This window comes from Bradyrhizobium sp. CCBAU 51765 (genome assembly GCF_015291725.1).
GTDB lineage: Bacteria > Pseudomonadota > Alphaproteobacteria > Rhizobiales > Xanthobacteraceae > Bradyrhizobium > Bradyrhizobium liaoningense.
In genome coordinates this window covers 4,053,273-4,078,674 of sequence record NZ_CP030038.1, presented here as the reverse complement: position 1 = coordinate 4,078,674, position 25,402 = coordinate 4,053,273, and the positions used below count along the sequence as shown (strand labels likewise).

The 25,402-nt window shown below is 63.6% G+C and carries 31 protein-coding genes and 1 pseudogene; 16 read left to right on the top strand and 16 right to left on the bottom strand.

From position 1 onward, the window contains the following. Positions 1-23: 23 nt before the first annotated feature. The 7 genes from XH96_RS19600 to XH96_RS19570 all read right to left on the bottom strand — a co-directional run bounded on the left by XH96_RS19600 (position 24) and on the right by XH96_RS19570 (position 5,045). A complete protein-coding gene (locus XH96_RS19600) occupies positions 24-341 on the bottom strand; it encodes a hypothetical protein (protein WP_194393871.1) in 318 nt (105 codons plus the stop codon). A gap of 194 nt (positions 342-535) precedes the next feature. Beyond that, positions 536-838, bottom strand: a complete 303-nt coding sequence (locus tag XH96_RS19595) for a hypothetical protein (RefSeq protein WP_194393870.1) — start codon at positions 836-838, stop codon at positions 536-538. 852 nt (positions 839-1,690) lie between these two features. Continuing rightward, positions 1,691-2,536 carry a hypothetical protein gene (locus tag XH96_RS19590; RefSeq protein WP_194393869.1) on the bottom strand — a complete coding sequence of 282 codons (846 nt, stop codon included), beginning with the start codon at positions 2,534-2,536 and terminating at the stop codon, positions 1,691-1,693. 53 nt (positions 2,537-2,589) lie between these two features. After that, positions 2,590-2,823, bottom strand: a complete 234-nt coding sequence (locus tag XH96_RS19585) for a hypothetical protein (protein WP_194393868.1) — start codon at positions 2,821-2,823, stop codon at positions 2,590-2,592. Positions 2,824-2,995: 172 nt separating this feature from the next. Beyond that, positions 2,996-3,187, bottom strand: a complete 192-nt coding sequence (locus XH96_RS19580; protein WP_194393867.1) for a hypothetical protein — start codon at positions 3,185-3,187, stop codon at positions 2,996-2,998. Next, positions 3,187-3,402, bottom strand: a complete 216-nt coding sequence (locus XH96_RS19575) for a hypothetical protein (RefSeq protein ID WP_194393866.1) — start codon at positions 3,400-3,402, stop codon at positions 3,187-3,189. The genes XH96_RS19580 and XH96_RS19575 overlap by 1 nt, the downstream gene beginning before the upstream one ends. Before the next feature lie 368 nt (positions 3,403-3,770). Beyond that, positions 3,771-5,045: a site-specific integrase gene (locus tag XH96_RS19570; RefSeq protein WP_194393865.1), complete on the bottom strand. Its 1,275-nt coding sequence runs from the start codon at positions 5,043-5,045 to the stop codon at positions 3,771-3,773. Between the two features lie 576 nt (positions 5,046-5,621). Between XH96_RS19570 and XH96_RS19565 the strand changes: the two genes are divergently transcribed. The 7 genes and pseudogenes from XH96_RS19565 to XH96_RS39855 all read left to right on the top strand — a co-directional run bounded on the left by XH96_RS19565 (position 5,622) and on the right by XH96_RS39855 (position 9,138). Continuing rightward, positions 5,622-5,768, top strand: a complete 147-nt coding sequence (locus XH96_RS19565; RefSeq protein ID WP_194393864.1) for a hypothetical protein — start codon at positions 5,622-5,624, stop codon at positions 5,766-5,768. Between the two features lie 1,112 nt (positions 5,769-6,880). Continuing rightward, positions 6,881-7,051 (top strand): hypothetical protein, encoded by a 171-nt coding sequence (locus XH96_RS19560; RefSeq protein ID WP_194393863.1) that lies wholly within the window; start codon positions 6,881-6,883, stop codon positions 7,049-7,051. A 582-nt stretch (positions 7,052-7,633) separates the two neighbouring features. Further along, a complete protein-coding gene (locus XH96_RS19555) occupies positions 7,634-7,876 on the top strand; it encodes a hypothetical protein (protein ID WP_194393862.1) in 243 nt (80 codons plus the stop codon). A gap of 484 nt (positions 7,877-8,360) precedes the next feature. Continuing rightward, positions 8,361-8,495: a hypothetical protein gene (locus XH96_RS39645; RefSeq protein ID WP_256439366.1), complete on the top strand. Its 135-nt coding sequence runs from the start codon at positions 8,361-8,363 to the stop codon at positions 8,493-8,495. After that, a complete protein-coding gene (locus tag XH96_RS39180) occupies positions 8,452-8,721 on the top strand; it encodes a UPF0149 family protein (protein WP_246790134.1) in 270 nt (89 codons plus the stop codon). Before XH96_RS39645 ends, XH96_RS39180 begins: the two co-directional genes overlap by 44 nt. Further along, positions 8,688-8,936 (top strand): annotated as a pseudogene (locus XH96_RS39860) (UPF0149 family protein); the annotation flags it as partial. The gene XH96_RS39180 and the pseudogene XH96_RS39860, both read left to right, overlap by 34 nt. 70 nt (positions 8,937-9,006) lie before the next feature. Further along, positions 9,007-9,138 (top strand): SEC-C metal-binding domain-containing protein, encoded by a 132-nt coding sequence (locus XH96_RS39855; RefSeq protein ID WP_371740172.1) that lies wholly within the window; start codon positions 9,007-9,009, stop codon positions 9,136-9,138. A gap of 66 nt (positions 9,139-9,204) precedes the next feature. Here the strand turns inward: XH96_RS39855 and XH96_RS19545 are convergent, their stop codons facing one another. Next, positions 9,205-9,861, bottom strand: a complete 657-nt coding sequence (locus XH96_RS19545; RefSeq protein WP_194393861.1) for a hypothetical protein — start codon at positions 9,859-9,861, stop codon at positions 9,205-9,207. A 372-nt stretch (positions 9,862-10,233) separates the two neighbouring features. Further along, positions 10,234-13,341, bottom strand: a complete 3,108-nt coding sequence (locus tag XH96_RS19540) for a DEAD/DEAH box helicase (RefSeq protein ID WP_194394181.1) — start codon at positions 13,339-13,341, stop codon at positions 10,234-10,236. Positions 13,342-14,060: 719 nt separating this feature from the next. On the opposite strand from XH96_RS19540, the gene XH96_RS19535 reads away from it, so the two are divergent. Then, the gene (locus tag XH96_RS19535) at positions 14,061-14,297 is read left to right on the top strand and encodes a hypothetical protein (protein ID WP_061881737.1); all 237 of its coding nucleotides are present in this window, start codon (positions 14,061-14,063) and stop codon (positions 14,295-14,297) included. 82 nt (positions 14,298-14,379) lie between these two features. On the opposite strand, the gene XH96_RS19530 is transcribed toward XH96_RS19535, so the two are convergent. Further along, positions 14,380-14,772 (bottom strand): NUDIX hydrolase, encoded by a 393-nt coding sequence (locus XH96_RS19530; protein WP_028182320.1) that lies wholly within the window; start codon positions 14,770-14,772, stop codon positions 14,380-14,382. A gap of 145 nt (positions 14,773-14,917) precedes the next feature. Then, on the bottom strand, positions 14,918-16,003 hold the full coding sequence (locus XH96_RS19525) for an AI-2E family transporter (protein WP_035678837.1): 1,086 nt from the start codon (positions 16,001-16,003) through the stop codon (positions 14,918-14,920). Between the two features lie 276 nt (positions 16,004-16,279). Between XH96_RS19525 and XH96_RS19520 the strand changes: the two genes are divergently transcribed. Then, positions 16,280-16,507, top strand: a complete 228-nt coding sequence (locus XH96_RS19520) for a hypothetical protein (RefSeq protein WP_194393860.1) — start codon at positions 16,280-16,282, stop codon at positions 16,505-16,507. A gap of 106 nt (positions 16,508-16,613) precedes the next feature. Beyond that, positions 16,614-16,916 (top strand): hypothetical protein, encoded by a 303-nt coding sequence (locus XH96_RS19515; RefSeq protein ID WP_028136298.1) that lies wholly within the window; start codon positions 16,614-16,616, stop codon positions 16,914-16,916. 63 nt (positions 16,917-16,979) lie between these two features. On the opposite strand, the gene XH96_RS19510 is transcribed toward XH96_RS19515, so the two are convergent. Next, positions 16,980-17,198 carry a hypothetical protein gene (locus XH96_RS19510; protein WP_028180534.1) on the bottom strand — a complete coding sequence of 73 codons (219 nt, stop codon included), beginning with the start codon at positions 17,196-17,198 and terminating at the stop codon, positions 16,980-16,982. 478 nt (positions 17,199-17,676) lie between these two features. Here XH96_RS19510 and XH96_RS19505 point away from each other — a divergent pair, with 478 nt between their 5' ends. The 3 genes from XH96_RS19505 (at position 17,677) to XH96_RS19495 (ending at position 19,277) form a co-directional block, all read left to right on the top strand. Further along, positions 17,677-18,264, top strand: a complete 588-nt coding sequence (locus tag XH96_RS19505) for a formyltransferase family protein (RefSeq protein WP_194393859.1) — start codon at positions 17,677-17,679, stop codon at positions 18,262-18,264. A 172-nt stretch (positions 18,265-18,436) separates the two neighbouring features. Further along, positions 18,437-18,787, top strand: coding sequence for a hypothetical protein (locus XH96_RS19500; RefSeq protein ID WP_035678507.1), 351 nt, complete (start codon positions 18,437-18,439; stop codon positions 18,785-18,787). Continuing rightward, complete coding sequence (locus XH96_RS19495) at positions 18,732-19,277, top strand: hypothetical protein (protein ID WP_194393858.1); 546 nt, start codon at positions 18,732-18,734, stop codon at positions 19,275-19,277. The genes XH96_RS19500 and XH96_RS19495 overlap by 56 nt, the downstream gene beginning before the upstream one ends. A 49-nt stretch (positions 19,278-19,326) precedes the next feature. On the opposite strand, the gene XH96_RS19490 is transcribed toward XH96_RS19495, so the two are convergent. After that, positions 19,327-19,725 carry a RidA family protein gene (locus XH96_RS19490; RefSeq protein WP_061881743.1) on the bottom strand — a complete coding sequence of 133 codons (399 nt, stop codon included), beginning with the start codon at positions 19,723-19,725 and terminating at the stop codon, positions 19,327-19,329. A gap of 150 nt (positions 19,726-19,875) precedes the next feature. Here XH96_RS19490 and XH96_RS19485 point away from each other — a divergent pair, with 150 nt between their 5' ends. Continuing rightward, positions 19,876-20,751 (top strand): DMT family transporter, encoded by an 876-nt coding sequence (locus XH96_RS19485; protein WP_194393857.1) that lies wholly within the window; start codon positions 19,876-19,878, stop codon positions 20,749-20,751. A gap of 201 nt (positions 20,752-20,952) precedes the next feature. Next, positions 20,953-22,371 carry a caspase family protein gene (locus XH96_RS19480; RefSeq protein ID WP_194393856.1) on the top strand — a complete coding sequence of 473 codons (1,419 nt, stop codon included), beginning with the start codon at positions 20,953-20,955 and terminating at the stop codon, positions 22,369-22,371. An 85-nt stretch (positions 22,372-22,456) separates the two neighbouring features. Here XH96_RS19480 and XH96_RS19475 read toward each other — a convergent pair whose 3' ends face one another. Continuing rightward, positions 22,457-22,696 carry a BrnA antitoxin family protein gene (locus XH96_RS19475; protein ID WP_035678505.1) on the bottom strand — a complete coding sequence of 80 codons (240 nt, stop codon included), beginning with the start codon at positions 22,694-22,696 and terminating at the stop codon, positions 22,457-22,459. A 3-nt stretch (positions 22,697-22,699) separates the two neighbouring features. After that, positions 22,700-23,677, bottom strand: coding sequence for a cysteine synthase A (gene cysK, locus XH96_RS19470; protein WP_194393855.1), 978 nt, complete (start codon positions 23,675-23,677; stop codon positions 22,700-22,702). Between the two features lie 224 nt (positions 23,678-23,901). On the opposite strand from cysK, the gene XH96_RS19465 reads away from it, so the two are divergent. Then, positions 23,902-24,123, top strand: a complete 222-nt coding sequence (locus tag XH96_RS19465) for a hypothetical protein (RefSeq protein WP_194393854.1) — start codon at positions 23,902-23,904, stop codon at positions 24,121-24,123. Between the two features lie 18 nt (positions 24,124-24,141). Here XH96_RS19465 and tgt read toward each other — a convergent pair whose 3' ends face one another. Beyond that, a complete protein-coding gene (gene tgt / locus XH96_RS19460) occupies positions 24,142-25,287 on the bottom strand; it encodes a tRNA guanosine(34) transglycosylase Tgt (protein WP_194393853.1) in 1,146 nt (381 codons plus the stop codon). Positions 25,288-25,402: the final 115 nt, after the last annotated feature.

Below are 25,402 nucleotides of genomic sequence, written 5' to 3'. Positions count from 1 at the left end.
GACGTTCTCCATTTTTCTTGCCTTCAATCTTTCCGGTTGCTGCTGTTGAGTTGGGCGATCACATCGCTCCAGTCTGCGGCAACGTTCGCGGCGGTGGCGCTGGGGATGTTCTTGGCGGTGGCGACACGCTGACCCGGTTGCGGGCTTCCTCCGCGCGCGGCTTCGAATTCGAAACACCAGTCATCGAGGAGAACGCGAGGCCAATGCCCGGCTCCGCCATTGGAATACGCGGTGGGGGCGCTGCGACGACATTGGCGCTGGTAGTCGTAACTGGCGCCAGATCCGGTGATCATCCTCTCGGAAAATCGGCAATCGCCACAACGTCTGTTCTCTTGCGCCATGTCACCCTTCCCATTCTGAAAACAGAAGAGGCGACACGGAATCGTTCTGGGAAGACCTTTTCCGTGCCGCCCCAGGTCCGCAACAACCCAGTTAGGGCCGGCACCGCTGGCTGACGGGACAACCGCACCGGCAGAAGCATACTGCCCAAGCGCACTCACCCTTGCCACGCAGGAAAGGCGCAAACGCGCGCGCGTCAGCGTCTAAAACGCGACAGCCCGTGCTGCTCGATGTGCTTGGCGTACTTGCCGCGATATATGCGCCACCGGCCGCCCAGCTTCACCGCGAAACCACCAAGATGCGTCTGATTGTTCGCGCAATCCTTTCTCACGGTGGTTTCATCGCGCCCGCAAATCCTTGTCGCTTCCCCTGGTGTTATGAGTGAGTCGTCATCCCGCGCCGTCGCTCTGGCGCGCTCGCGGGCGATCAACTCGGCCTCCAGGAGCGCGGCTGCGTTCTGGTGAATCGCAATGGCGTTGCGGAGATCGTCGTCGGTCATCGCACCAGTTCGTAATTGAAGCATCTGCGCTTGTGCGGGAATCGGCGGGACTTGCCGCATGTCCTGACCTTGCCGGCAGCAATGAGATACCGGAGCGCGCGCCTGACCGAGACAACCTCAGCCTCGCGCGGCATGCGCCAGCCGGGGTTGCATCGCGGCCGGAACGAGAAACAGCAACCCGCAACCTCGTACGCGTTCATGGAACGGCCGGAATCGAGCATTCTCAGGATCGCCCGGCGCAGCGCCTTGGGGGCGAAAGGGAACATATTCCTATGCCTTCTGCCGTACATCACAGGCTTCTCTCCGACAAACAAACCGTGTTTTCCGAAATCCCAAATATGCTGAAATGCCGGAAGCGTCGCGCTCGCGCCCGGCCAGTCAAAAACAGGGTTCCTACAAAAGTTTGCGCGGATGCCCTATCGCTGCGGCAGTGGCGGCCCGTGGCGCGTTGGTTTAGGTCGCGGGCGCGAAACCGTGTCCGCGACCGCGAACTATCACCAGCGGGCTTGCCGGCAGGTCGAGGCTTTGGGCGGTGCGGGATCTGCGTGGCGCCGTGGCGTGTGCCGTCTGCCCTGGCTTCTACATGTTCGAGCCGATGTCCGTGGTCGGAGGCATGGGGCACGGATCGAGCCGTGCATGGGAAGAGAGGCCAGTCCTTTGTTCGACCCGCAGGAGGCGCGGTCGATTGGCCGGGACGTCCTTCGTCCCGACGCCTCCAGGCACGCCGCCGTGCGCAGGAGCGGTCAAGGATCGAAGACCGCCGGAGGCGGCGGCCGAATGGCCGTCCTTGACGGGTCCTGTGCGCGGTGGCATTGGCGCTAGAGATGTCCACGAGAGCTGGCCCCGGCATCATCACCCCGCGTCCATCGTGGTTGTCGTGGTCGAGGTCTCTCCGGTCCCGCCCTTCTTCCCCTCGAAATAATTCAGGTGCATCCGCAGGCGCGGTCTGACGAGAACGGCGCCCGCAAGGGCGACGGTCGGGCCGAAGGCCGGCGCGATAGCGCCCCTCGTCGGCTTCACAAGATCGGGTCTGGCACGGACCTGAACTCGTGAGACTGAAATTCCGTCACGCTCCCTATTATCTATTATATGCCGTGACGCATTTTCGGTCTCATTTTTCGGCGATTTCGCCTCGTTTCCAAGCGATTTCCGGCGAAAATAGGTGGCTCGACTGATGCCCAACAACTCCCACGGCCGCGCCTCCGTAGACTTCGGGCGGCCGCGCTTCCGCCCCGTCGAATTCTTGGCCCGGCGCCGTCGCGACTTTGCGGCCGCCTTGGCACGCGAGATGTTCAACCGGAATGCATAGCTCGGGTCATCGCAAGCGCCTATGAAGCGGAATGAGAGCTTTTGGCGGTCGCGCACGGTGATGTTGAGAACGGCCGCGCACTGATCCGCCGCCCAACGTTTGTTTGATGTCTTGGTGTAGCGGATGATTTGATCTATGGCGGGCTCGTCCAGCCATGGCGCCCACTTCCTGCACCAGCGGCGGACGGATCGGCGCGGATCGCTTGGATCGGCCATGTGGGCATGGTCGGCGCCCCATCGCAGGATCGGCATCAGCCGGTCGTTCCTGGGAAGCGTCTTCCATCCGCAATGCTCAAACCATTGCCGAGCTTCTTTGAGGCGCCCGCGCGCTATCAGCGCACGATCGGTCTTGATGTCGGCGGTGGTTTGTGGTTTTGTACTGACTCGCATATAATACCTTTTTGAACCGGCCGGGGCCTCCACTCCGCCGGTTCTTTTTTGGGTTAGACTGCTGCTCCCCCGATATCGCTCGGCAGGTCGGCGATGCCGACCGCCTCGATCGTCTCGGCCTCCAGACGCAGCTCGGCAACCATCTCGGCCAAGGTGACGCCCTTCAGCACGTGTCGGCGCACGGTGCGATTGATCGCCAGTGCCGCCGCCTCGCGGCGCTTGTGGCGCTTTTCCGATTCCTCGAATGCGGCGGCGTCGAAGTGTGGAAACTTGATGATGTTGGTCATGCTCCCTCCGTCTCCGTTCGGTGTCTGGAATTCTTCGACAACCACGCGCGGCGCGCGGCCTCATGCGCGGCGATAGCCACGGCGAATTGCCGCGTCTCGAATGGTCCAATCGGCTGGTGCAAGCCGACCTCGTACCAACCGTCGTCGCGCTGCAAGATTTCGGATTCGGGCCTCACGGTTCGACGTCCCCGCCGGTCCATAATTGATTGCGCGCTAACAACTCGGTGGCGAACACGCCGAGACTTGTTCGGTCGGGCTGGACGGCCTCAAAGGACCGGCCTCGCCGAACAATCCATCCGAGATGGCGCCGGCCGTGGTACATCGATTTCGCGTTGTCGGGGATGTCGTTGACTTTGCCGGTCATCACGCGCGCCGTACGTTCGGATGCACCACGCGAGCCCGCAACCACTCCCGAGCGTCCTCAACGGGAATGAGGACCCGGCCGCCCAATTTCAGGAACGGCAGTCCGTCCGGCTGATTTCGATATCTGGATATGGTTCTGGTTGTGACTTCGGCGCTGGCGGCGAAGGCGGCTTCGGTGATGTAGCCGGCAAGAATTGATGGTGCGTCGTCGGCCATGGTGGCGAACGTCCTCCGGGATAGGGGACTCGCCAATGCGCGCATCAAGGCTCGGGGCGAGACCCAGGTTAAAACCTGTTTCCTTTCCCCGGTGCCACTGCTGGACTCCGGTGCACCGTTGGCCCTTCGAACGATGCCGCTGCCCCCAAGCGGGGGTCTCAGCCCGAGATCCGGTCTCGGTGTCCGCCCCTTTGCGGGGTCGGTGTTCGGCTTTCGTCCTCACCGGACGAATCGAAGGCGCCTTCAGCTAGAAGAGGCCTGCCCCTCTCGGGACAAGCGATTGCAAATATATGGACATCGCCAACGGTTGCAATGTCATTCTCCGAAAAAAACATCGGCCAAGTGATGAACGTATCTGGAACGCGCCTTTACGCCCTGCCCTTGATGTCGGTGATCTCTGCCGACTTGCCGCCGTCGACGATAGCACCCACGCGATCGGCCGCGGCCCTCAGCGGGTCGTCGAACAAATGACTGTAGCGTGCCGTCGTCGACGGATTGGTGTGTCCTAGCAGCCGACCAATAATCGCCAGCGAGCTGCCGCTAGACGCGAGCACGCTTGCGAAGCTGTGGCGCAGATCGTGAATACGAAGATCGTCGAGGCCGGCTGCCTTGCGGATCTCGGCCCACGCATTCTTGATCGAATGCCGCGGCTGAGCACCGGCGCCGACACGACCGGGGAATACCCATGGCGACAGCTCGGCGCCTTTCTTCTTCGCCTCGGCCTCGGCCTTGGCGCGGATGCCCTCCAGGAGCGCCAGAGCGGGCGCGGAGAGCGGTGTACGGTGCAGCCTCCTCTGCTTGGTGGCATGTCCTGGCTTGATCCAGGTGCCCTCCGCTGCCCCGCTGGGGCTACGGCTAAACTGTAGTTGATCCCAGCGGCACCCCAGCGCCTCGCCCTTGCGGCATCCCGTGAGCAGGATGAGCCGGATGATGTCGGCCGCCTGCTTGTCCTCGTGCTCGGCCAGCGCCTTTAGGAGCCCGCCGAGCTCGGTCGTCGGATCGACGTATCTCTCGCGCCCGTGCTCGGCGTGCCGCTCCACGCCCTTCGCAACGTTGACCGCGGTCCATCCTCGGTCGCCCCTTGCGCCGTTCCACGCGATCGCCCGATTCCACATGCGGCTCACCAGCGAGAGCACGCGATTTGCCGCGTAGGGTCCGGCTTCCTTCGTGACCTTGCGGTGCAGCCGTTGGATGTCTTCGTGCTCGACGTCGACGACGCGCGTCCCGGCCTTGAGGATTGGCAGCACCCAATTGTTGATCTGCGCCTCATAGGCGGCAGCCGTGCTCGGTGCGTTGGCTTCCTTCGACTCCTCGACGAATTTGGTGCACAGATCCCCAACCGTCTTCATTGAGCGGTCGGCCTCGATGTCGGCAACCGGATCTTCTCCGACGTCGATCCGGCGGAGCAGCTCTCTGGCCTCCTGCCGGGCGGCGGCGGCTTTCCAGTTGGCGCAACTGCCGATCGTGAACCGGCGCGAGCGGCCCGCCTTTGTGCGATAGGTCAGGACGAACGATCGCGCACCAGCCGCGGTGACGCGCACGCCAAACCCTGGCACGAGGCCGTCACGGGTGATCCTATTCCCGGCCGCCGGCACCGCGATGTCCCTGATTGCCGCATCGGTAAGCCCCTTCGATCGCGCCATGTCCCATCCTCCGGTGTCAGCACTATGTCAACGCCGTGTCAGCAAAATCTGTGCGCTCAGTGTCAACTAGTGTCTCACACTTTCCGGACAAGTCCAATCAAGTCCATAGTCAATTCAATGGCTTGGCACCACTTTTCGCAATTCACGTAGCAAAATCAATAAGCAAGCTGGGGTGGCCTGAATGAGACTTTTAATCACGGGGTCCTGGGTTCGAGCCCCAGCGCGCTCACCAACCAAGTCGTTGTTAGCAAACAAATCTCTGAGCTTTGGACGCCTTAAGAAAAACTGGTGGATACACATTACGTCTATAAGAATACAACTGCTCACTGATGATGCGGCATCGCAAGACGTCTTTCAGGGCAAGGGAGACCTATTGCGAGATTATGATCGGGTCCGCTATCGTGGGATCGCCTCTATATGTATCCCGGACGTTAACGATGGTCGTGCCGTTGGAGTATTAGTTGCGACGAGCAGCAAGGTGGGGCGCTTTAGCCAAGCTAACGTGCAGCCGCTGCGAGACCTGGCTCAGTCGCTCGAAGTAATCCTCAGTCCGAAGCAAGCCTAAAAGAGATAAGAATGGCGAAGCAAATCGATCTAAAGCCGGACCGCACTGCCAATTTGGATCGTCAACTGCGGGGAGCATTCCGCGAGATTGTCACAGGCAAATTTGTGGACACTTCTCAGCTCAAAGGCGAGGTTATCCATCTGGGCATTTTGCGATGATCTGCGCAGCGAAAGACAGCCCACCAGTTCTTATTTACTCCAAGTGCAGACGCCCGATGACGTTCTTGGCTACGCGGCCAAAGGAAGAGCGCATCATATCAGCTCCAATCGGGCAATCGTGTTGCCCCGATCGGTTCGCCGCAATCGATCGCGGCTTCACAAGCAGACGAGAGAAACGCGGGCTCTTGCGGCGGAGCTGCCAATCGTCACGCGAGTACGCGATGCCAGTGCCCGTCGACGCGTTCGGGCGCAGGCTTTCTCAAGGCGCTCAAGACGCCGCACGGGAGAGACACATGGAAGGAAGCCGGGCCTAGATGGTCGCCACCGCAAGCCGCCTTGATTGCAAAGGATACTACCTCGAAAGATTACCTTCGTCAGATGGGCGTGCGCGGCGGGCCTCGCTTGTTGCGCCGACTATTGGTGCAGCCAACGCTTGGCTCTCATACTGACCGCAAGCCTGACGGCATATCTCGAGCGGCGGTTCGTCTGCAGAGCGTGCGGTCGGCGCGGCGCCGATGTTCGGCCGGAGTTTGGGAGAGGTAAGCCGCCGATTGCCCTCACGGCGACCGATCACGTGAACCAACGAACAAATGGGAAAAGCCGCAGCGCGGTTCCAGCCCCCACTGCGGCATTCCCGGCAGAAATAGAACCAAGTACTTAAATCGCGCCGGTGTTCTTTCTATAGAACACCCCGTTCCGAAAATGGATTCCGTATAACTACCGGAGTGCGATGTTCTACGCATTGCCGCCCGGATGCGAATGTGGCACCGCTCGGGTTCCAGCCCCCAAATGCTCCCGGCTGCCGATTCAATTGCGGATCAGAGCGCCGGGAGTGCCGGGCGAGATGAGGCTGGCCGTCCGACCTCTCGTCTCCCAAAGGAAAATCCCTCGTCCCCGATGCGATCGATGCCGCACAGCGAGGGCTCTGCGCCTCTGCAAGCTGCACTGATGTCATCATCCGAACGCGTTCAGTTGCGGTGACAGTGCACGCAACTATCGCGCTTACCGCTCCTGCTTGGCACTTGGCTGCTGTTCCCAAAGCCCTCCCACCCCAAAAATCGGAAGACACCCCGCCGGAAACGTGTACGCTTCTCCAAAACCGGAGGGACAGCATGTTTGAAATCAACGGTTTCGACACGGCGGGCATCGTCAAACTCAAGCGGCCGTCACTCGCCGCCGCCCTCAAGAAGGCCAAGGAGCTTGTTCAGGACGGATGCTGGGACGTTCGGGTCGTCGATCCCGGCGGCCGCGTCTACACCTCGTTTGAGGAGCAGGCCGCCTAAAGCGCGCTGCGATCAGGATGAATCGTCATCGCGCTTGAGGTTGTTGTTCAAGCATGATCTCCGCGCAAACGCGTCCCGCGTTTGTCGCGAGGGAAAACCGCTGCGCACTTTTCCGGATCATGCTTTAGTTCCGAGCGATCGCCCGCGCCCGTCGCCGCTATCCGCCGCGGCCGACATTCGACGAGGCATTGTCGAGCCAGCGCCGTGTTGCTTCGTCACTCCAGCCGGGGACCGCGAAGCGCGCAGGTGGCGTCGCATTCGTGCGTGGCCGGTCCACCGCAAGAGGGCGTGCGCGAGGGCGATGCACCGTTGCTGCGTCTGCGGCGGTGCACAGCACGAGCGACAGACCCATGAAACACAAGGCGAAAAGAGAGCGCATCGCATCGGCTCCAATCGAGCAACCGGTCCCTATGTGTTGCTCCTATCGGTTCACCACAATCGACCGCGCCTTCACAAGCAGGCGAGACAAGCGTGGGCTCTTGCGCCGGCACCGGCAATCGGTGACGCGCGCTCCCATTGCCAGTCGACTCGTTTGGGCGCACGCTCTCTCCAGGCGCTTCAGACGCCGCACGGGAGAGACACATGAAGGAACCGGGCCTGGATGGCCGCCATCGGGACAAGGATGGCCAGATCAGCAAGAAGCACGGCAACACGCTGGTCGGCACATTGCGCAAGATCTACGGAAAGGGTTTTGCGGCCGGCTATCCCGATGCGGCGCAACTCAGCGAGGTCCTGGCCCAGCTGAACGAGACGTCGCTGAGCCAGCTGCGTCGCGATCACGACACCGGGCACCTGGGGCACAAGATCGACCACGCCTTGAAGTGAGGCCTCGCGGTGAGAGCCGCCATCGAAGGCGCGCATCCAGCACCAGTTACTGGCGTTCCTCATACTTGTTGCAGCGTCCATCGCCATGTTGGACCCGGCTGAGCTCCTGAAACGGTGGATCACAACGCAGGAGCGTATACTCCTTGTAAGAGGGCGGTGGGACGCGCCAGCAAAGATTCTGGCCCGCTGGTATCTGGTACGTATCCCCAGTCGCCAGCGTATAGCTGCACGAGGCATCCTGAGCGTTCACCTTCGCCTCTGCGTGGGCCTGGCTCAGCGAAGCCACCGCGAGGAACATCACCAATAATCCGCGCATTTTGTCCTCCGCACATCTGATCGCACATTATCTAACTGGGGTGCGGACATCGCTGGAACAAGTCACGAATTCCTGAGAAGCACGTCTGGACCGTTCCAAGCGAGCCCCCAAAAGCCCGCTGACAACCCGCCAGAAACGTGTATGATTCACTAAAATCGGAGGAGCGGCATGTTTGAAATCAACGGTTTCGACACGGCGGGCGGCGTCAGCCTCAAGCAGCTGTCACTCGCCGCCGCCCTCAAGAAGGCCAAGGAGCTTGTTGATCCCGCTGGTCGAGTCTCGTTTCAGGAGCAAGCAGTTTGACGAAGAACTGCTCGCCCTCGGCGAGGGCACCATGCTGCTCGATGAGCTTGATGGCTTCATCGCCGGCTTGCTGACCTGCCCGGAGCTGATCATGCCCAGCGATTGGCTCCCTGTCCTCTGGCATGAGGACAGCGCAGACCAGGCGCGGTCTTCGAGAATCGTGATCATGCCAATCGGGTTCTCAGGCTCGTCATGGAGCACTACAAAAACGTCGCGCGCACGCTGATGGAACGCCCCGCGCGCTACGGTCTGTTGTTCTGCGTCGACACCCGTAATGACGACGTGCTCTGGGAGCTTTGGATCGGGGGCTTCGAGAAGGCCGTCGCGCTACGCCCGGCAGCCTGGAAAGAGCTGCTCGACGCCGATGCTGATACGGCGGCGGCGATGAGCGGAATGCTGCTGCTCGCCGAGATCGCCCGGGGAGACAAGGAGGTTGAGCTCGACGATCCCATCCTGACCGCAGCACCTGACAAGATCGCCGACTGGGTCGTCATCCTCAACGAATGGCGTCTTGCCAACTACCAGCCGATTCAGGATATCGGCCCAACGGCCTTCACTGCCCCGGGGGACAAAGGTCGGTCGCAACGAACCGTGCCCATGCGGCTCAGGCAAGAAATACAAGAAATGCTGCGGGCCCAACTGATTGAGACCGCGGTCCTCACAGAATGCTTGCTGTGAACCGGCGGGTCGGACGATCGTTGACCTGTCTTCAGCTCTCCGGGGCTGCAGCCGGCACGGTCAGCGGAGCTCCTCCCACCGAAACAGGCCCTGCCGGCTTCGACGGCCGGACCAGCCGTTTGCGCATCGCTGCGGACAATCCATAGCGAGCGTTCGCGCGCCGGATCGAGGACGTGACGTCCGACATCATCACGTTTTGCAGCGAGTCGACCTTCGCGATCAGCGTGGACAGCTGCGAGGATATCTTCTTCACATCGACCCGTTCGTCCGTGATGCTCTGCCGCAGGGAGAGCAGCACCAGTGAATCCTGCTGCAGCAGGGCCGCATTCTGCTGCAAGGCGTGGTTGTTCGCCTGCAGCGAAGCCGTGTGCTGCTGCTGGGCGGATTGAATGTCCTTCAGGGCAGCGACGACCGGATCCGGTTTCGGCGCGGGTGCGTCCTGGCGCGGAAGCAGCTCGGCCAGGCTGCCGACATTCAGCGACGGCAAGCCGGACGGCGACGTATAGACGGCCGCCGCGCCGTTGATGGCCAGCGCACACACCGCCAGGAGCAGCACCGTTTTCCGGCCGGGCCGCGTGTGCGGCACTGGAGCTTCCGGGGCCGCGGGATCGTGCGCGGCTGCGGCGGCTGCAAGGGCCACCGCGTCGAGTTCTTCGGCGAAGCTTGGCGTTTCCAGGGACGTGGTCATCTGCGTTGACCCCAATGAGCGAGCAACAGGACGCCGTCGCCGGAACGTCCTCGTGACGGCTCCTGTACGCAGCACCCATCTCCAACTGTCTAAAATTGTGGGCTTTTCGGATTAATTCCACGTTAGCGGCCTGGCCGGCTGGCGGGCCCGACGCCCCCGGCCGATTACGGATCTGTGCGCTGCGCACTCGCCCTGGAGCGCCGAGCACGCGCCCCGCAGCGTCGACCTCCTCCCGACGGATTTTCCGAATTTGGCATCATGCCACTGTTTTGCCCGACAGGTCAAACGGGATTTTGGCGCCTGATGCGGAAAGCGTTGCCGCAGAAGCACTTGGCTACTGTGCATGGGGTTGTTTTCGCGTTTTTTTACAGCTCACCCCTCGTCGAGCACCTCGAACAGCGCCTCGACCCGCTCGAACGGCGCATCGCGCGTCGCACTGTGATGGACCACCCGATCGCCGTCGCGTTGCAGCGACTTGCCTCTCGATTTGCGCAAGCGCCCCGGCAGGAACGTCGCAGCCACAGCCTCGGGACCGACGTCGAGGCGGATGATGCCTCTGCGCTTGCACTCGATCCTGAGCCTGGCTGCGGCGAAGAAATCGCGCGCCACCTTGGGCAAGGGTCCGAAGCGGCGGGAGGTCTCCTCTTCGAGGTCTTCGAGGTCGTCCTCGCCATTGCATCTTGCGGCGCGCGCATAGAGCTCGAGCCGCACGGGCTCGGACTGCACATAGGTCTCGGGCAGCATGTCCCCGACCGGCAGGTTCAGGTCGGGCACCCACACCGCGGCGCGCTCCTCGTCGGCCTTCTCCGAGGCCATCTTCAGGAGGTGGCTGTAGAGCACGGGCCCGAACACCTGGACGTGGCCGGACTGCTGCTCCGAGAACAAATCGCCCGCGCCCCTGAGATCGAGGTCGCGCTCGCTGATGGCGAAGCCGGCGCCCGGCCGGCTGAACTCCTCGAGCACGGCCAGCCGCTTCTCGGATTGTCCCGACTCCGTCTCGGTCAAGAGATGGGCGAAGGCGCGGATGCCGCTGCGGCCGACGCGTCCGCGCAGCTGGTGCAGCTGGGCAAGGCCGAACTTTTCCGGCCAGCACACCACGATGGTGTTGGCGCGGGGAATGTCGAGGCCGCTCTCGACGATGTTGGTCGCGAGCAGGACGTCGGCACCGCCCTCGACGAAGCTCATCATCCGGTCGTCGATCTCGTCGGCGGGCAGCTTGCCGTGCAGACAGACGATGCGCAGGTCCGGCGCCACCGCCTGCACCCGCGCCAGCATCGGATCGAGATCGTGGATGCGTGGACAGATCAGGAAACTCTGCCCGTGGCGGCGCTGCTCGCGCAGCAGCGCGGAGGCGATGGCGGCATCGGACAGCGGCGCAATCCGGGTTGCGACCGGCAGCCGGTGCACCGGCGGCGAGGCGATCACGCTGAGGTCGCGGAAGCCGGCAAGCCCGGCGGCGAGCGTCCGCGGGATCGGCGTCGCGCTCATCATCAGCACGTGGACGTTCTTGGCGAGGCCGGCGAGCCTGGTCTTCTCGGCTGCGCCGAAATGCTGCTCCTCGTCGATGATGACGAGGCCGAGATCGTCGAATTTGACGTCCTTGCCGGTGAGCGCCTGCGTGCCGATCACGACCTTGATCCGGCCGCTGCGCAGGCCCTCCCGGGTCTCCCGCAGCTGCGCGCCGGACGTTGCCCGCGACAGGTTTCCCACCTCGATGCCGAACGGCGCAAAGCGCTTCTGGAACGTCGCGACGTGCTGCCTCGCCAGCACCGTCGTCGGCACCGCGACCGCCACCTGCTTGCCCGACAGCACCACCGCGGCCGCCGCGCGAAGCGCCACCTCGGTCTTGCCAAAGCCGACGTCGCCGCAGATCACCCGGTCCATGGGATGACCGGATGCAAGATCGTCCAGCACGTCGCTGATGGCCTGGGCCTGGTCGATCGTCGTGAAGTAAGGGAAGCGCGCAACGAACTTCTCGTAGGCCGATCCCGGCGGCACCAGCTTTTCTGCGCGCCGCCGCCGGCGCTGGCTGATGTGCTTGGCCAGCACCTTGCCCGCGGCCTGGATCTCGCGCTCGGCCTCACCGCGGCGGGCCCACCATGTGCTGCCATCGGCCTTGTCGAGCGCGAGCTTGCCGAGCTCGGTCGCGTAAGGCCACATCAAGGCGAGATCGGCCGGCGGCACCAGAACCGCATTGTCGCCTGCGAACTTCAGGCGGATCATCTCGCGCATGGCGCCGCCACCGGTGTTGACGGTCTGCAAGCCGTCGAGCACGGCAAGGCCGCGCTGGAGGTGGACGACCACCGTGCCCTGCTCGGGCACATCGGCGTGGTCGAAGGCCGCACTCCAGGCGCGCGCCATCGGTTGCGGATGATGCGCGCGGCTGCCGAGCACGTCCGACGCCGTCACCACGACCAGAGGCTTCTTCCCCGGCACGACGAAGCCGGCATCGAGATCGGCCAGCAGCGTCGCCTCGCCGCCCCGCCCGCGCGCCGCCTCGTCCCAGTCGTCGCAGCGCTCCGCCTTGACGCCGCTCATCCGCTCCATCACGCGCAGATCGTCCTCGTGCGCGGCGACGAGCATCAGTCGCGATCCGGCCCGGCGTGTCTCCTCGATGAAGCCACGCAGCGCCTTCCTGGAGGACGTCAGCTTCGAAAACTCCGGGACGTGCTGGAAGGGCGCAGTCCGCGGCAGCACCTTCATGCTCTTGGAGAGCTGCTTCCAGTCGCGCCGTGCGAGATATTCACGCTCCCGCTCCGATCGGCCTGCGGCCTCCTCGATCGTGTCCAGCCAGGCGTCGGCATGCAACGGGACGCCGGCGTCCGCGATCCATTTGGCGCCCCCACAATAATCGAACAGGCTCGCGCGCTTGCCGCGTTTGCCGGCAAGGCCGAGCCGCTCCGACATGGGATCGACGAGCAGCTCTTTGGTCTCGAAGATGATCCTGTGCTCGTTCGGGTCGAAGGCCACGATCCGCCTGATCGCGCGCTCCGAATGCTCGATCCGGAACGGCCCCAGCGCGCCCGCGGGAAATATCTCGAAGGTCTGCCCGTGGAACAGCGCGCCGCCCGGATAGTCCGGCTCGTCGTCGAGATCGTATCCGAGGGCCTGGAGGCGGGTCTCGAGGTCCCGCTCCGAGAACGGACCGCCCACTTTCAGGCTCAGGCTCAGGCGCGACAGGCTCGCCGGCGGCGGCAGGCGCTCCATCACCGCTTCCGCGGTCGACACGAGAAACAACGGCTTCCTGGATTTTGCGAGGCGGCTCAGCACCGAGGCTCTGCGCCCCGCGAGCTCGTGCGAAGGCTCGAGCTGGTCGAACGGCAAGGTGTTCAATCGCGGAAACACCAGCACCTCGCAGGACGGGTCGAGCGCGTGAATGACGCTGCCCAGCCGCTCCGCCCTGTTCTCGCTCTCGGCAAGGAAGACGATCCCGCTGCGTCCGGACTGCTTCCATTGTGCAAGCAGGTGAAGAGCCATCATGCCGAGGGGCGACGAAGACGAGATCGTGGCGCGCTGCGATCCTTTGCTCTTCTTCGGCGCCTTCTTGGCCACCCTCGTCTTTTTCGAAAGCCTCACTTGAACCCGTTTCTGGTCTTGCGTTGTAGCCAACAGAATGCGAGCCGCCCTCATCTCGAATCGGCAACTCGCCGCCATGCATATGGGATTTGCCCCGCGAACGCACCCCTCGTCGCAACGTTCAAGGGCGGCGCCGCGATCCCGACAATCTGGCTGTTTTGCTAGGCCTGCAGCGCGGAACTCATGCGGCCCGCGATCGGCATCGCTCGATGCAAGCATTGCGACGATCGAAGACGTCGTGTGCGCATGCAGCCACGAAAAAGCCCCAGCGCTTGGAGCCACACTGGGGCGTTTCGGTCAACATCAATAGGTTAAGCAATGACGTCTTCATAGCAGCGGTTTCGCCGCGCGCTTGTGAACTGGTTCACATGCTCTGCGTCGAGCAAACGACCTCAGCGCGAGAGGCCCTGAGATCGCCAACCTTTAAGGTTTTCTCGCGGCCCGGGGGGCGTTGGGGCTTGGGGATGGGCCGTGAGCCTAGATTCGACGCACGCTACGCAGAGTCGTTCCAATGATCCACGCCCAACCTCCGGGGTCCAATCATGCCGGAACGGAGTACCTCATCTCTCGGTTTGAGCGCGCACGCGCCACGCGTTAGGATGCCCGCTTTTACGGAGGCTCATTTGAGGTCATTCATTTTCATCGGCGCCATCGCACTGCTTGCGACGGCCGCCCACGCACAGACGCTGGTCGATCCCAACAAGGTTGCTCCCGAGTACCGCGAGGCAGCCGAGAAGCGCCGCGCCGAGCAGTTGCGCCAGCGTGAATGCGCGCTGAAGGCCGATCTCGAGAAGGTGCTGCCCAGGGATCGCACCGCCTTTCTCAACCATTGCCTGGAAGCGATGGCGGCCAAGCAATAACGGCTGTCCGTTCCAACCGGCGCCTTGGCGCGATGCGCGCAAAGGTCCGCGGTCATTTGCCGCGCAGGGTGAGAGGACCAGCTCAGCTCCGCCGCCGCTTTCGCGGAAACAGGCGGTCGCGGATGTAGCGCGAGGTCGGCGTCAGGCGGATGCCGCGGGGCTTCTGCCAGGCGGCGCGGTCGATCTCCTTCTTGTCGCCGATCGCCAGCCTGCCCTTGGCGGACTTGGCGATGAAGATCGCGTCATTCATCTTGCGGCCCGAGCGCTTGTTCCTCGTCTTCACTTCCTTCCAGAGGGTGATCCTGCCGAGCTTCAGCTTTGGAAGCTCCTCCTTGATCTCCCGCCGCAGGCAGTCCTTCTCCGACTCGCGCGGACGCTTGCGGCCGCCCGGAAACATCCAGAGGCCATCCGACCGGCGCCTGACCAACAATACCTTGCCGCGCCTGGCGGCAACCAGCTTGGAAGATTTCGCCATTGCTGCCGTCATCAAAAACAGAATCGACCCAATCGTAACTTGTCTAGTCGAACAGACAAGTTCGCGGCATGCTTTGATCACAGGCCACGAGCCATCGGATCCTGGCGCGGCACGGCCGGAGGAATGCACGTTCGGGGCCGCGAGATCAGCCCTCGCCCGCCTCCGCCTGATCCTCGGTCCTGATCCAGGCCATCATGATCTCCCAGGCCACCGATAGGATGATCGGCCCGATGAACAGTCCGACGATGCCGTGGGCCAGCGTGCCGCCGATCACGCCGACGAAGATCACGATGGTCGGAGTGGTCAGTCCCCGCCCCATGACGAGCGGCTTCAGCATGGTGTCGATGAAGCCGACGAGGACGAAAAACACGGTGAGCAGCAACGCCGTGGTGACGTCCTTGGCGGTCCAGATCCAGATGATCACCGGCAGCAGCACGAGGAAGGCACCGATCTGCACGATTGAGAGCAGCAGCACGATGAAGGCGAGAAGGCCCGCACTGGGCACCTCGGCGAGCTTGAAGCCGATGCCGGCGAGCAGCGCCTGCACGATCGCGACGCCGATCACGCCCTGCGCCACGGCGCGAATGGTCGCACCCGCAAGCCCCAGGAAATGCTCGGTCTGCTCGGGCACGATGCGAAACAGGAAGCCGCGGCCGGCCGCGACCAGCCTCGGCCCGTGCGGAAACAGGAATCCGGCCACGAACACCGAGACCAGAAACTGGAGCGTGCCGACACCGGCATCTCCGGCGAGCGAGAGCAGCGGGCCTGCCAGCGGCTGGAGATACGGCGCCACCTCGCGCACCACCGCCCGGACGTTGTTGTAGGCCTGGTCCCAGAGCTCGTAGAGCCAGGGCCCGACGAGGGGCCACGATTTGAGCTGCTCCGGCGCCGACTGGAGCGCAAGGTCGCCGGTGCCGAGCTGATGCGCCAGCTCGCGCACGCCGTCCACCGCGCTGATGCCGAGCCAGGTGGCCGGACCAATGACGATGCCGAGCGTGATCAGGGTCAGGATCGCTGCTGCAGTCTTGGGCCGGCCGCCGAGGATCTTGGCGACCCAGCTGAACGCCGGATAGAACGCGACCGCGAGCACGCCGCTCCAGGCCAGGATCGGCACGAACGGGCGGATGATCAGGAAGGTCCAGATGATCAGCAGGGCGAGCAGGCCAAGCCGGATCACGAGCTGGATGACGTCCTCTCCCGTCAGCAGCTGACGGAGACTTTTCACGGGCACGGCTTTCCTTGCGGCATGAACGCAACTTCCGGCGCTTGCACGGACCGGCCGTTATTGCCAGCAACGCATCCGGCGTCAAGACGACTGGAACTGACCGCGCCTCGATCAGGCCCCCATCGGGCCATCCGGCATTGCGCGACGATGACGCACCATCCCGGCCCGCGCCCCAGCCCGGCTTGGCTAACGCCCGTTAACCGGATTTCGCCGCGCCGGTTTACGCCGCTGCAAACGCTGGCGGCTATCGTGGATCGAGGTCACCGAAACGCATTCTGTGCAATGGCCAACAGCATCTGGACGATTGAAGAGTTCACCTGTGCGGGTTGCGGCATGAACTACACCGCGACCAGGGAGGAGCACAGCGAGGCCCATACCGGCAGTTTCAAGTGCGGCATCTGTAGCGGCGTCGTGCACACGTGGTCCGGCAAGCATCATTTCTTCGGCTGGCAGGCCGTGAAGACGAGACCGCCGGTGTTCGGGAGGCGCTGGGCGGGCGTCGGCTGGTAAGCCGTCCGCGGCGTCGCAGGATCTGCCCAATTGCACTGCCGCCGTTTGCAGTCCGTTCACCGGTCGCCGCTAGATCAGGATGGATCCTCCGCGCCAAACCCCAATCATGGCCGACCTCAACGCCGTCCTGACCAGGCTCAACGACCGTCTGCTCCGCCTCGAGGGCGAGCTGTTCGTGCTGCGCTCGCTGGCGCGCGCGACGCTGACGGCCGGCGACGACCATGCGGCACGCATGCGCAAGCTGGTCGAGGCCGCGAAGGTCGCGCTCGACGACGAGGCCAGGCGCCCGCTCGACAAGCCGACGCGCAAATATGTCGACGCGGCAACCGCGCTGGTGGAGGAGCTGCTGGTCGAGCCGACCCCGGCGCGGCCGCTGTTCACGGTCATCGACGGCGGCCGTCGCGACTGAGCTACAGAAATTTTAGACCCGCCATTCGTCAGCGCGCAGACATGCCCGGCGCGCCGCAGACCTCTAGGTCGCCGTGGAGTTCTCCGCCTTGAGCCGGCTGAGCCCCGCCTCGATGATCGCGATCTCCTCGTCGATCTGGCCGATCGGCAGGCTGAAATCATAGCCAGACCTGCTCTTCAGATCGACCGCGAGCCGCTGCCTGTGCATCATCAGCTCGTCGAGTCCGCGGCGGTTCTTCAGACGCACATAGGCGTCGACGATCTGCTCGATTGCGCTCGGCATGAAATCTGTCCCGTGAAAAGGCCCGGCGGCGCGCCCACGCCGGGGGGGCGTTTTCGGTGTCGCGGTACGCAATACAAATCCGCGACGGCTTCGTCGATACGCCAAGCTGGTTGAGATCGTGTTACCGTCGGATGATTTCGTGATGCGTGGCACGAGAAAAGGCCGCCGGCGATCACGCCAGCGGCCAAAGCCGGGTTCGAAAATGAATGCGGGTTGAAATGTCGCCAGCCCCGGTCGGTGCATGTTACCAGCCAATCGGGGGCATCTCTGTTAAAAACGAGACACAGGAACCCCTTGGCGGTCGCTTATCGTCCGACCGTGGCGGCGCGGCAACGCTGTCCGTGACGCAGAAATAGGTTCGCCGGCGGCTGGCGCCCGGCGCATTGTTGATAACCCACGCAAACATTGCGCGGGTGGTGACAGGGCGTGCTGACGTGTTATCGGGGAATGACGCAGTTGCGAAACGGATCGGATACCCATGCGCATTACCCTCGTCGGCTCCCGCCATTTCGGCGTGACCACCCTGAACATGCTCCGGGAGCATAGCGTCTCGGTCGTCCGGGTCGTGGTAGCCGATGCCGAGGATCGCCTCGCCGCGACGGCGAGGGCCGCCGGAATCGAGGTCGTGGTCCAGGCCAATCCGAAGCTCGTGGTGGCTGCCGAGATCGCCCCCGACACCGATCTGATCATCACGGCCCACAGCCACGCCCGGATCGGCAAGGACGCGCTTGCCGCCGCCAAGCTCGGCGGGATCGGATATCACCCCTCGCTGCTGCCGCGCCATCGCGGCAAGGCTGCCGTGGAATGGACCATCAAGGAAGGCGATCCGATTGCCGGCGGCACGATCTATCATCTCGCCGACCGCATGGATGCTGGCGCCATCGCCGCCCAGGACTGGTGCTTTGTCAAGAAGGGCGAGACCGCACGGGAGCTTTGGGAGCGCGCGCTGGCGCCGCTCGGGCTCAAGCTGCTGGCCGATGTGATCGACTACGCCAAGGTCCACAAGGCGCTGCCTGCCAAGGTCCAGGACGAACAGTTCGCGACCTCCGCGCCGAGTCTGTCCTGACGTTTACCCTTAATGTGAGCCCGCGTTGATTCTGCTTCGAAAATCGGAGTCGGAATCTCAAATAAACCATTGTACCAACAGGAACAATTTTCGATTTGGCGTCGCAACAAATTTCCGTCACATTTCGTCCGAATAAGCGTCAGCATATCAGACAAATTCAAGGATGGGATTTATGCGTTTTGGTCGCATTGCGGTGTTCTGTGCCGCTTCAGTTTTCGCAGGCACCCTCGCCGCCCCCGCTTTCGCCCAGAGCCCCTATGACGGCAATTGGCACGTCACGATCGTGACCAAGAGCGGCTCGTGCGAGCCGACCGCGAGTTCCATGCTGACGGTTGCCGATGGCAAGATCACCGCGCCCGGCGCTAACGTTTCCGGCACCATCGGCCGCGAGGGACTTGTGAAAGTTTCGATCAATGGTGCATATGCGAACGGTCAACTCAACGGCAACGCCGGATCGGGGAAGTGGAATGGAGCATCAGCAGGCATACCTTGCAGCGGGCGCTGGGAAGCATCGCGCCAATAAACCAACGCAGGTTCGTGCCCGGAATCGGCGGCTGTTGGTTGCGGCCGCCGTTTTGTTTACGGCCGCAGCCGCCAATTCCCAAAGCAAGGCGCAATCCGGTCCATTCGCTCCGATGGCGGGAAGCTGGAGCGGCGGCGGCACGGTCAGCCTCGATGACGGATCGACGGAACGCATCCGTTGCCGGGCCAAATACGCACCGGTCGGCCCCACAATGGAAATGACGCTGACCTGCGCCAGCGACGCCTACAAGTTCATTCTCTCCGCCAACGTTCAGTCGGCGGGAAATGCCATTACGGGAAGCTGGAGCGAGGCCAGCCGCAACATCTCGGGCTCGCTCCAGGGCCGCGGTGGCGGCGGAAACTTCGAGGTGGTCGCTTCTGCCGCCGGCTTCAACGCCAACATCGCGCTGAGGACGCACGGCAACAAGCAGACCGTCGCGATACGCGCGGACAGCCAGTTCCGCGGCGCCAACATCTCGATGTCGCGCTAAGGCGGACCACAATTATCACAATCGGCCCGGCGGTCTCGCCGGGTCTTTTTTATGCGCCCGGCACGAACGCCGTGACCTCGATCTCGACCTTGGCGCGGTCGTCCACGAGGCCGCCGATATAGAGCAGCGTCGAGGGCGGGAAATTTCGTCCGAGCGTTTCCTTCCAGGCCGCACCGATGCCAGCACCAGCCGCCTCATACTCGTTGCGGCTGGTCAGGTACCAGGTCAGGCGGACGATGTGCTCGGGGCCGGCGCCGGCCTCGCCCAGGAGCTTGATGATCCGTTTCAGCGCAGTCGCGACCTGCGCTGCCATGTCGGGCGCGTAATTGCCGGCCTCATCGCCGCCGGTCTGGCCGGCCAGAACCACCCAGCGCCCTGGCCCCTCGACCACGACCCCATGTGAAAAGCCGCGCGGTTTTTTCCACTCGGCCGGCTGCAAGATATGCATGAGCGACGCTCTCCCGATCTTCTCGTTGTCCGGAGATGCCTACCACGCACCCTGCATCGCTGCATCCGCTGATTTGGCCGTTGCAAACGCTGGCGACGTCGCCGATACCGGCCGTCCCTTCGTGTTTCCTTCCTCCGGCATCCTGCCCCAATGAGCGCGACACCGTCCAGAACGATGGCTGCACTGTGGATGGCCGGCTGGCTGTCGCTGATGCTGGTCATGGCGGTTGCCGGACGCGAGACGACGCGCGAACTCAATGTTTTTCAGATCATGGAAGTGAGGTCGCTGGTCGGCTTCGTGTTGCTCTCGCCGATCATCTACCGCGCCGGCGGCTTGAAGGTGCTCAAGACATCGCGCCTGCCGCAGCATGTCGGGCGCAACCTGGTGCACTATGTCGCCCAGCTAGGCTGGTTCTTCGCGCTGACGCTGATTCCGATCGGCCAGGTGGTGGCGATCGAGTTCACAATGCCGATCTGGACGGCGATCCTCGCGGCAAGCTTCCTGTCCGAGCGGATGACGCCATGGAAGATCGCCGCCATCGTGCTCGGACTCGTCGGGGTGATCGTCATCGTCCGGCCCGCGACCGGGGAGATCAATCCGGGCCAGCTCATCGCGCTCGGCGCCGCCATGGGATTTGGCGTGTCGATGGCGCTGGTCAAATCGTTGACCCGCACCGAAAGCGCGCTCTCGATCCTGTTCTGGATGCTGGTGGTGCAATCGGCCGCAGGCTTCGTTCCGACATTGTTCGTCTGGACCTGGCCATCGACACATGTCTGGGCCTGGGTCGGCGTGATCGCCGTCTGCGGCACATTTTCACACTATTGCCTCGCCAGCGCGATGCGCTACGCCGACGCGACGATCGTGGTCCCGATGGACTTCCTGCGGGTTCCGTTGACCGCAGCGGCGGGCTGGCTGCTGTATTCCGAGCGGCTCGACGCCTGGACGGTGGTCGGCGCGGCATTGATCCTTTTCGGCAATCTCCTCAATCTGAAGCCCGTCTCGCCGGTTCCCGCCGGCGCGCAGTGAACCTCGTTTCGCCTGACGCGACAAATCCAAGTGGCCGTGTGATTTGGATCACGTTGGGAAACGATTCCACCGTGCACATTCGGCCACACAGCAGCGGGTTGAACGCAGCGGACTGCCGTTTTGGTGGCGCGGAGTCGGGCACTTCGTGTAGGTTCGTTGCCAATTTGTTGCTGCCTGCAATTCGATTCTGGGGATTTCAGAATGCGCTATCTCACCCTCCTCGCTTCGCTCATGTGCATGGCGTTGTCGGTCAGTGCCGCCAAGGCTGACCGCCGCGTCGCCTTCGTCGTCGGCAACGGCTCCTACAAGAATGTCGCGCAATTGCCGAACCCGCCGATCGACGCCAAGGCGATGGCAGCCACGCTGCGCAATGTCGGCTTCGAGGTCATCGAAGGCTCCAATCTCAGCCGCGACCAGATGACGGAGAAGCTGCTCGATTTCGGCCGCAAGGCGCAGGGCTCCGACATCGCGCTGTTCTATTATGCCGGCCACGGCATCGCCGTCAGCGGCACCAACTATCTTCTCCCGGTCGATGCCGACATCAAATCGGAGATGGACGTCAAGCTAGGGGCCGCCATCAACATCGACCTGACGCTCGAGCAGACCATGGGCGATGCCAAGGTCAAGCTCGTCTTCCTCGATGCCTGCCGCGACAATCCGTTCGCCGCCAAGATCAAGTCGAACGCGGCGACCCGCAGCGTCAACGTCCAGAGCGGTCTCGCCGAGATGAAGTCCGGCGAAGGCACCCTGATCGCGTTCGCCACCGGCCCAGGCCAGACCGCGCTCGACGGCCAGGAGGGCAACAACAGCCCGTTCACCCGCGCGCTGATCGACAACATCACCAAGCCCGGCGTCGAGATCCAGCAGGCGATGACGTCGGTGCGCGCCCAGGTCAATGAAGAGACCCGCAAAGGCCAGCTGCCCTGGGGCCACACCAACCTGACGGGCTCCGTCTATCTCAACCAGGCGCCGACGACCCAGGTCGCCAATGCGGCGCCGACCGCGGCCGGTATCGTGCCGGCGGCGGCCGGGGATGGTGTCGAGCTCGAATACTGGCGCTCGGTCAAGGAGTCCAACAAGCCCGAAGAGCTCAACGCCTATCTCACCGCCTACCCGAACGGCCAGTTCAAGGCGCTGGCGCTGGCGCGCCTCGCGGCGATCAAGAGCGGTGCCTCGACCGCGACCCGCACGCTCAACGCCGGCGTCGATCCCGCAACCTTCACCGACGAGGCCACGCAGGTCACCGAGGACCAGATCGGCCTCGACAAGAACAAGCGCCGCGACGTGCAGCGTCGACTGACGGCACTAGGGTTCGACACCAAGCAGACCGGCATATTCAACGACGAGACGCGGTCCGTGCTCAAGCGCTGGCAGACCGCGCGCGGCTATCCCTCGTCGGGTTATCTCAACAAGAACCAGCACAAGGCCCTGCTCGCGGAGATCGTCGCTGCCCCGGCGACCGCCAGCGACACCAGCCAGAAGCCGGCCCGGCGCGCCAGCGCTCCGCCTCCCAGCGGCGCGCCGGCTCCGCAACCACGCAGCAGCCCCGGCGACGCCGCAGGTGCGGCCTTCGTCGGCGGTGTCGTCGGCGGCATGATGGGCGGCATGTTCCGCCGCTGAGCCGAGGCGAGATCGACAACACAAAAGCCCGGCTCACGCCGGGCTTTTTTCTTTGGTCGTCCTCGCAGTGGTGTCGAGTTGGTGCCTACTTCCCCGCAGCTTTCCGCAGCGCCTCGTTGATGCGGTCCTGCCAGCCGGGACCGCCCTCCTGAAAGAACTCCAGCACATCCTGGTCGATGCGCAGGGTGACCTGCTCCTTGATGCCGGGAACGGCGCTTTGTTTCGGCGGCGCCGCGGCGACCTTGGCGGTCACCTTCTTGAATGCCGCCTCCGCTTCGGTCCTGGCATCGCCAAGCGTGCGCGGTCGCCTCGGTTGATCCGCCATCTGCTAGATTCCTTCGAACAGCGCCGTCGAGAGATAGCGCTCGGAGAAAGACGGCACGATCGCCAGGATGGTTTTTCCCGCCGCTTCCGGACGCTTGCCGATCTGCAGCGCGGCCGCGATCGCCGCGCCCGAGGAGATACCGCCCGGGATGCCTTCGTGCCGGGCCAGCGCGCGCGAGGTCTCGATCGCGGTCGTCGAGTTGATCTTCACGATCTCGTCGATCACGGAACGGTCGAGGATGTCAGGAACAAAGCCGGCGCCGATCCCCTGGATCTTGTGCGGCGTGTGCTGTCCGCCGGACAGCACCGGGCTCTCCTCCGGTTCGACCGCAACCACCCGCAGCGAGGCCTTGCGTGGCTTGAGCACCTGGCCGACGCCGGTGATCGTTCCGCCGGTGCCGACGCCGGCCACGAAGAAATCGATGTTGCCGCCGGTGTCGTTCCAGATTTCCTCCGCGGTGGTGCGGCGGTGCACCTCGGGATTAGCGAGGTTCTTGAACTGCTGCGGCATCACCGAGTTCGGCGTCGTCTTCACCAGCTCCTCGGCGGCGGCGATCGCCCCCTTCATGCCTTGCGCCGCCGGCGTCAGCACCAGTTCGGCGCCGAGAAAAGCCAGCATCTTGCGCCGCTCGATCGACATCGACTCCGGCATCACCAGCTTGAGCCGGTAGCCGCGCGAAGCCGCCACGAATGCAAGCGCAATACCGGTATTGCCGGAGGTCGGCTCGATCAGCACGGTGTCGGGCTTGACGATGCCCGCCTTCTCCATCGCGATGATCATGGCCGCGCCGATGCGGTCCTTCACGCTTGCTGCAGGATTGAAATATTCAAGTTTTGCCAAAATGGTCGCGTTTACGCCGTGCATGCCAGGCAGCCGGCGCAAGCGCACGATGGGCGTGTTGCCGAAGGCGTCGACGATCGAGTCATAGATCCGGCCGCGGCCGGCTTGGTGCGCTGCACCCGTATCGGAAGATGCGTCCATGATGAACTCCCTGTGGCACGATCTGCACTGCCATAGCGACCATGCGCAGTTACAGACAGCTTGTGGCGACACGCAAGCGACAATGCGGCACATGTTAAATACGCTGCATCGCAAAATCACGTGAGCGGTAAAATAAAATCAGAAAACCTACGCATTTGTGTTGCGACCTCGTCAACCGCTTCTGCTTATGTTAGGCTCACATCTCAAGCAGGGAGGTCACCACGATGCCAGCAGTTGCTGAAGTGTTGTCGTCGACCGTCACGCTGAACCGCGATCCGCGTTGCAGCGAGTTGCCCACCTGTCCTGTCTGCGCCGACTCCATGGTCGCCGCCGAAGCATCCGCCTACGTCTCGGACCGAGTGATCACTTATCTCTGGACCTGCGAAAATTGCGGCTATGGCTTCGTGACCAAGCACGCCCTGAAGCAACGCTTCACTTGCAACTGAACTTGACTTGCAACTGATCTAGCGCGGGGCGATGTCGCCCCTCGCCCAGTCCTCGCGCGTGCGCTGATAGAACTCGTCGAAATTTCCCTGCGCGATCGCGCCTCTGATGCCCTGCATCAGGAACTGGTAGTAAGCGATATTGATCTCGGACAGCAGCATCGCGCCCAGCGTCTCGCCCGCCTTGACGAGATGGTGCAGATAGGCACGCGCGTAGTTGCGCGCCGCAGGCCATGAGCTCTCTTCGTCGAGCGGACGTGGATCGTCGGCGTGGCGCGCATTGCGCAGATTCACCTGGCCGAAGCGCGTGAAGGCGACGCCATGCCGGCCATTGCGCGTCGGCATCACGCAATCGAACATGTCGATGCCGCGCTTCACGGCTTCGAGGATGTCGTCCGGCGTGCCGACGCCCATCAGGTAGCGCGGGCGTTCTCTCGGCAGCAATGGTGCGGTCTCGTCGATCATCGCCAGCATCACTGCCTGCGGTTCGCCAACCGCAAGACCGCCGATCGCATAGCCATGGAAGCCGATCGCAACGAGACCTTCGGCGCTCGCGTGACGCAGTTGGGGGATGTCGCCGCCCTGCACGATACCGAACAGCATGTAACCGTCGGGGGCGCTCTCGAAGGCGCGCTTGCTTCTCTCGGCCCAGCGCAGCGACAATTGCATCGCGCGCTCGATGTCGGCGCGCTCGGCCGGAAGCCGCACGCATTCGTCCATCTGCATGGCGATGTCGGAGCCGAGCAAACGCTGCACCTCGATCGAGCGCTCCGGCGACAGTTCGACCTTGGCGCCGTCGATATGCGAGCGGAAGGTGACGGCGTTCTCGCTGACCTTGCGCAAATCCGCCAGCGACATCACCTGGAAGCCGCCGGAATCCGTCAGCATCGGTCCATTCCAGCCGGTGAACCGCTGCAATCCACCGAGCGCGGCGATCCGCTCGGCGCTCGGACGCAGCATCAGGTGGTAGGTGTTGCCCAGCACGATGTCGGCGCCGGCATCGCGCACCTCGCGCCAATGCATCCCCTTCATGGCACCGGCGGTGCCGACCGGCATGAAGGCCGGCGTCCGCACAACGCCATGCGGCGTGGTCAGCCGCCCGGTGCGCGCGGCCCCATCGGCGGCGAGCACTTCAAAGTGATTGGGAAGATCATTGTGCGGATTCATGGCGGTGCTTATTGCGTGTCGGGGCTGGCCGATCAACCCGCCAGACCGGGCTCCCGCCGATTTGTGCTCCAGACCGGGACAGCAATTCGCCCGAGGGATCAGCGCCCTCCGCCCT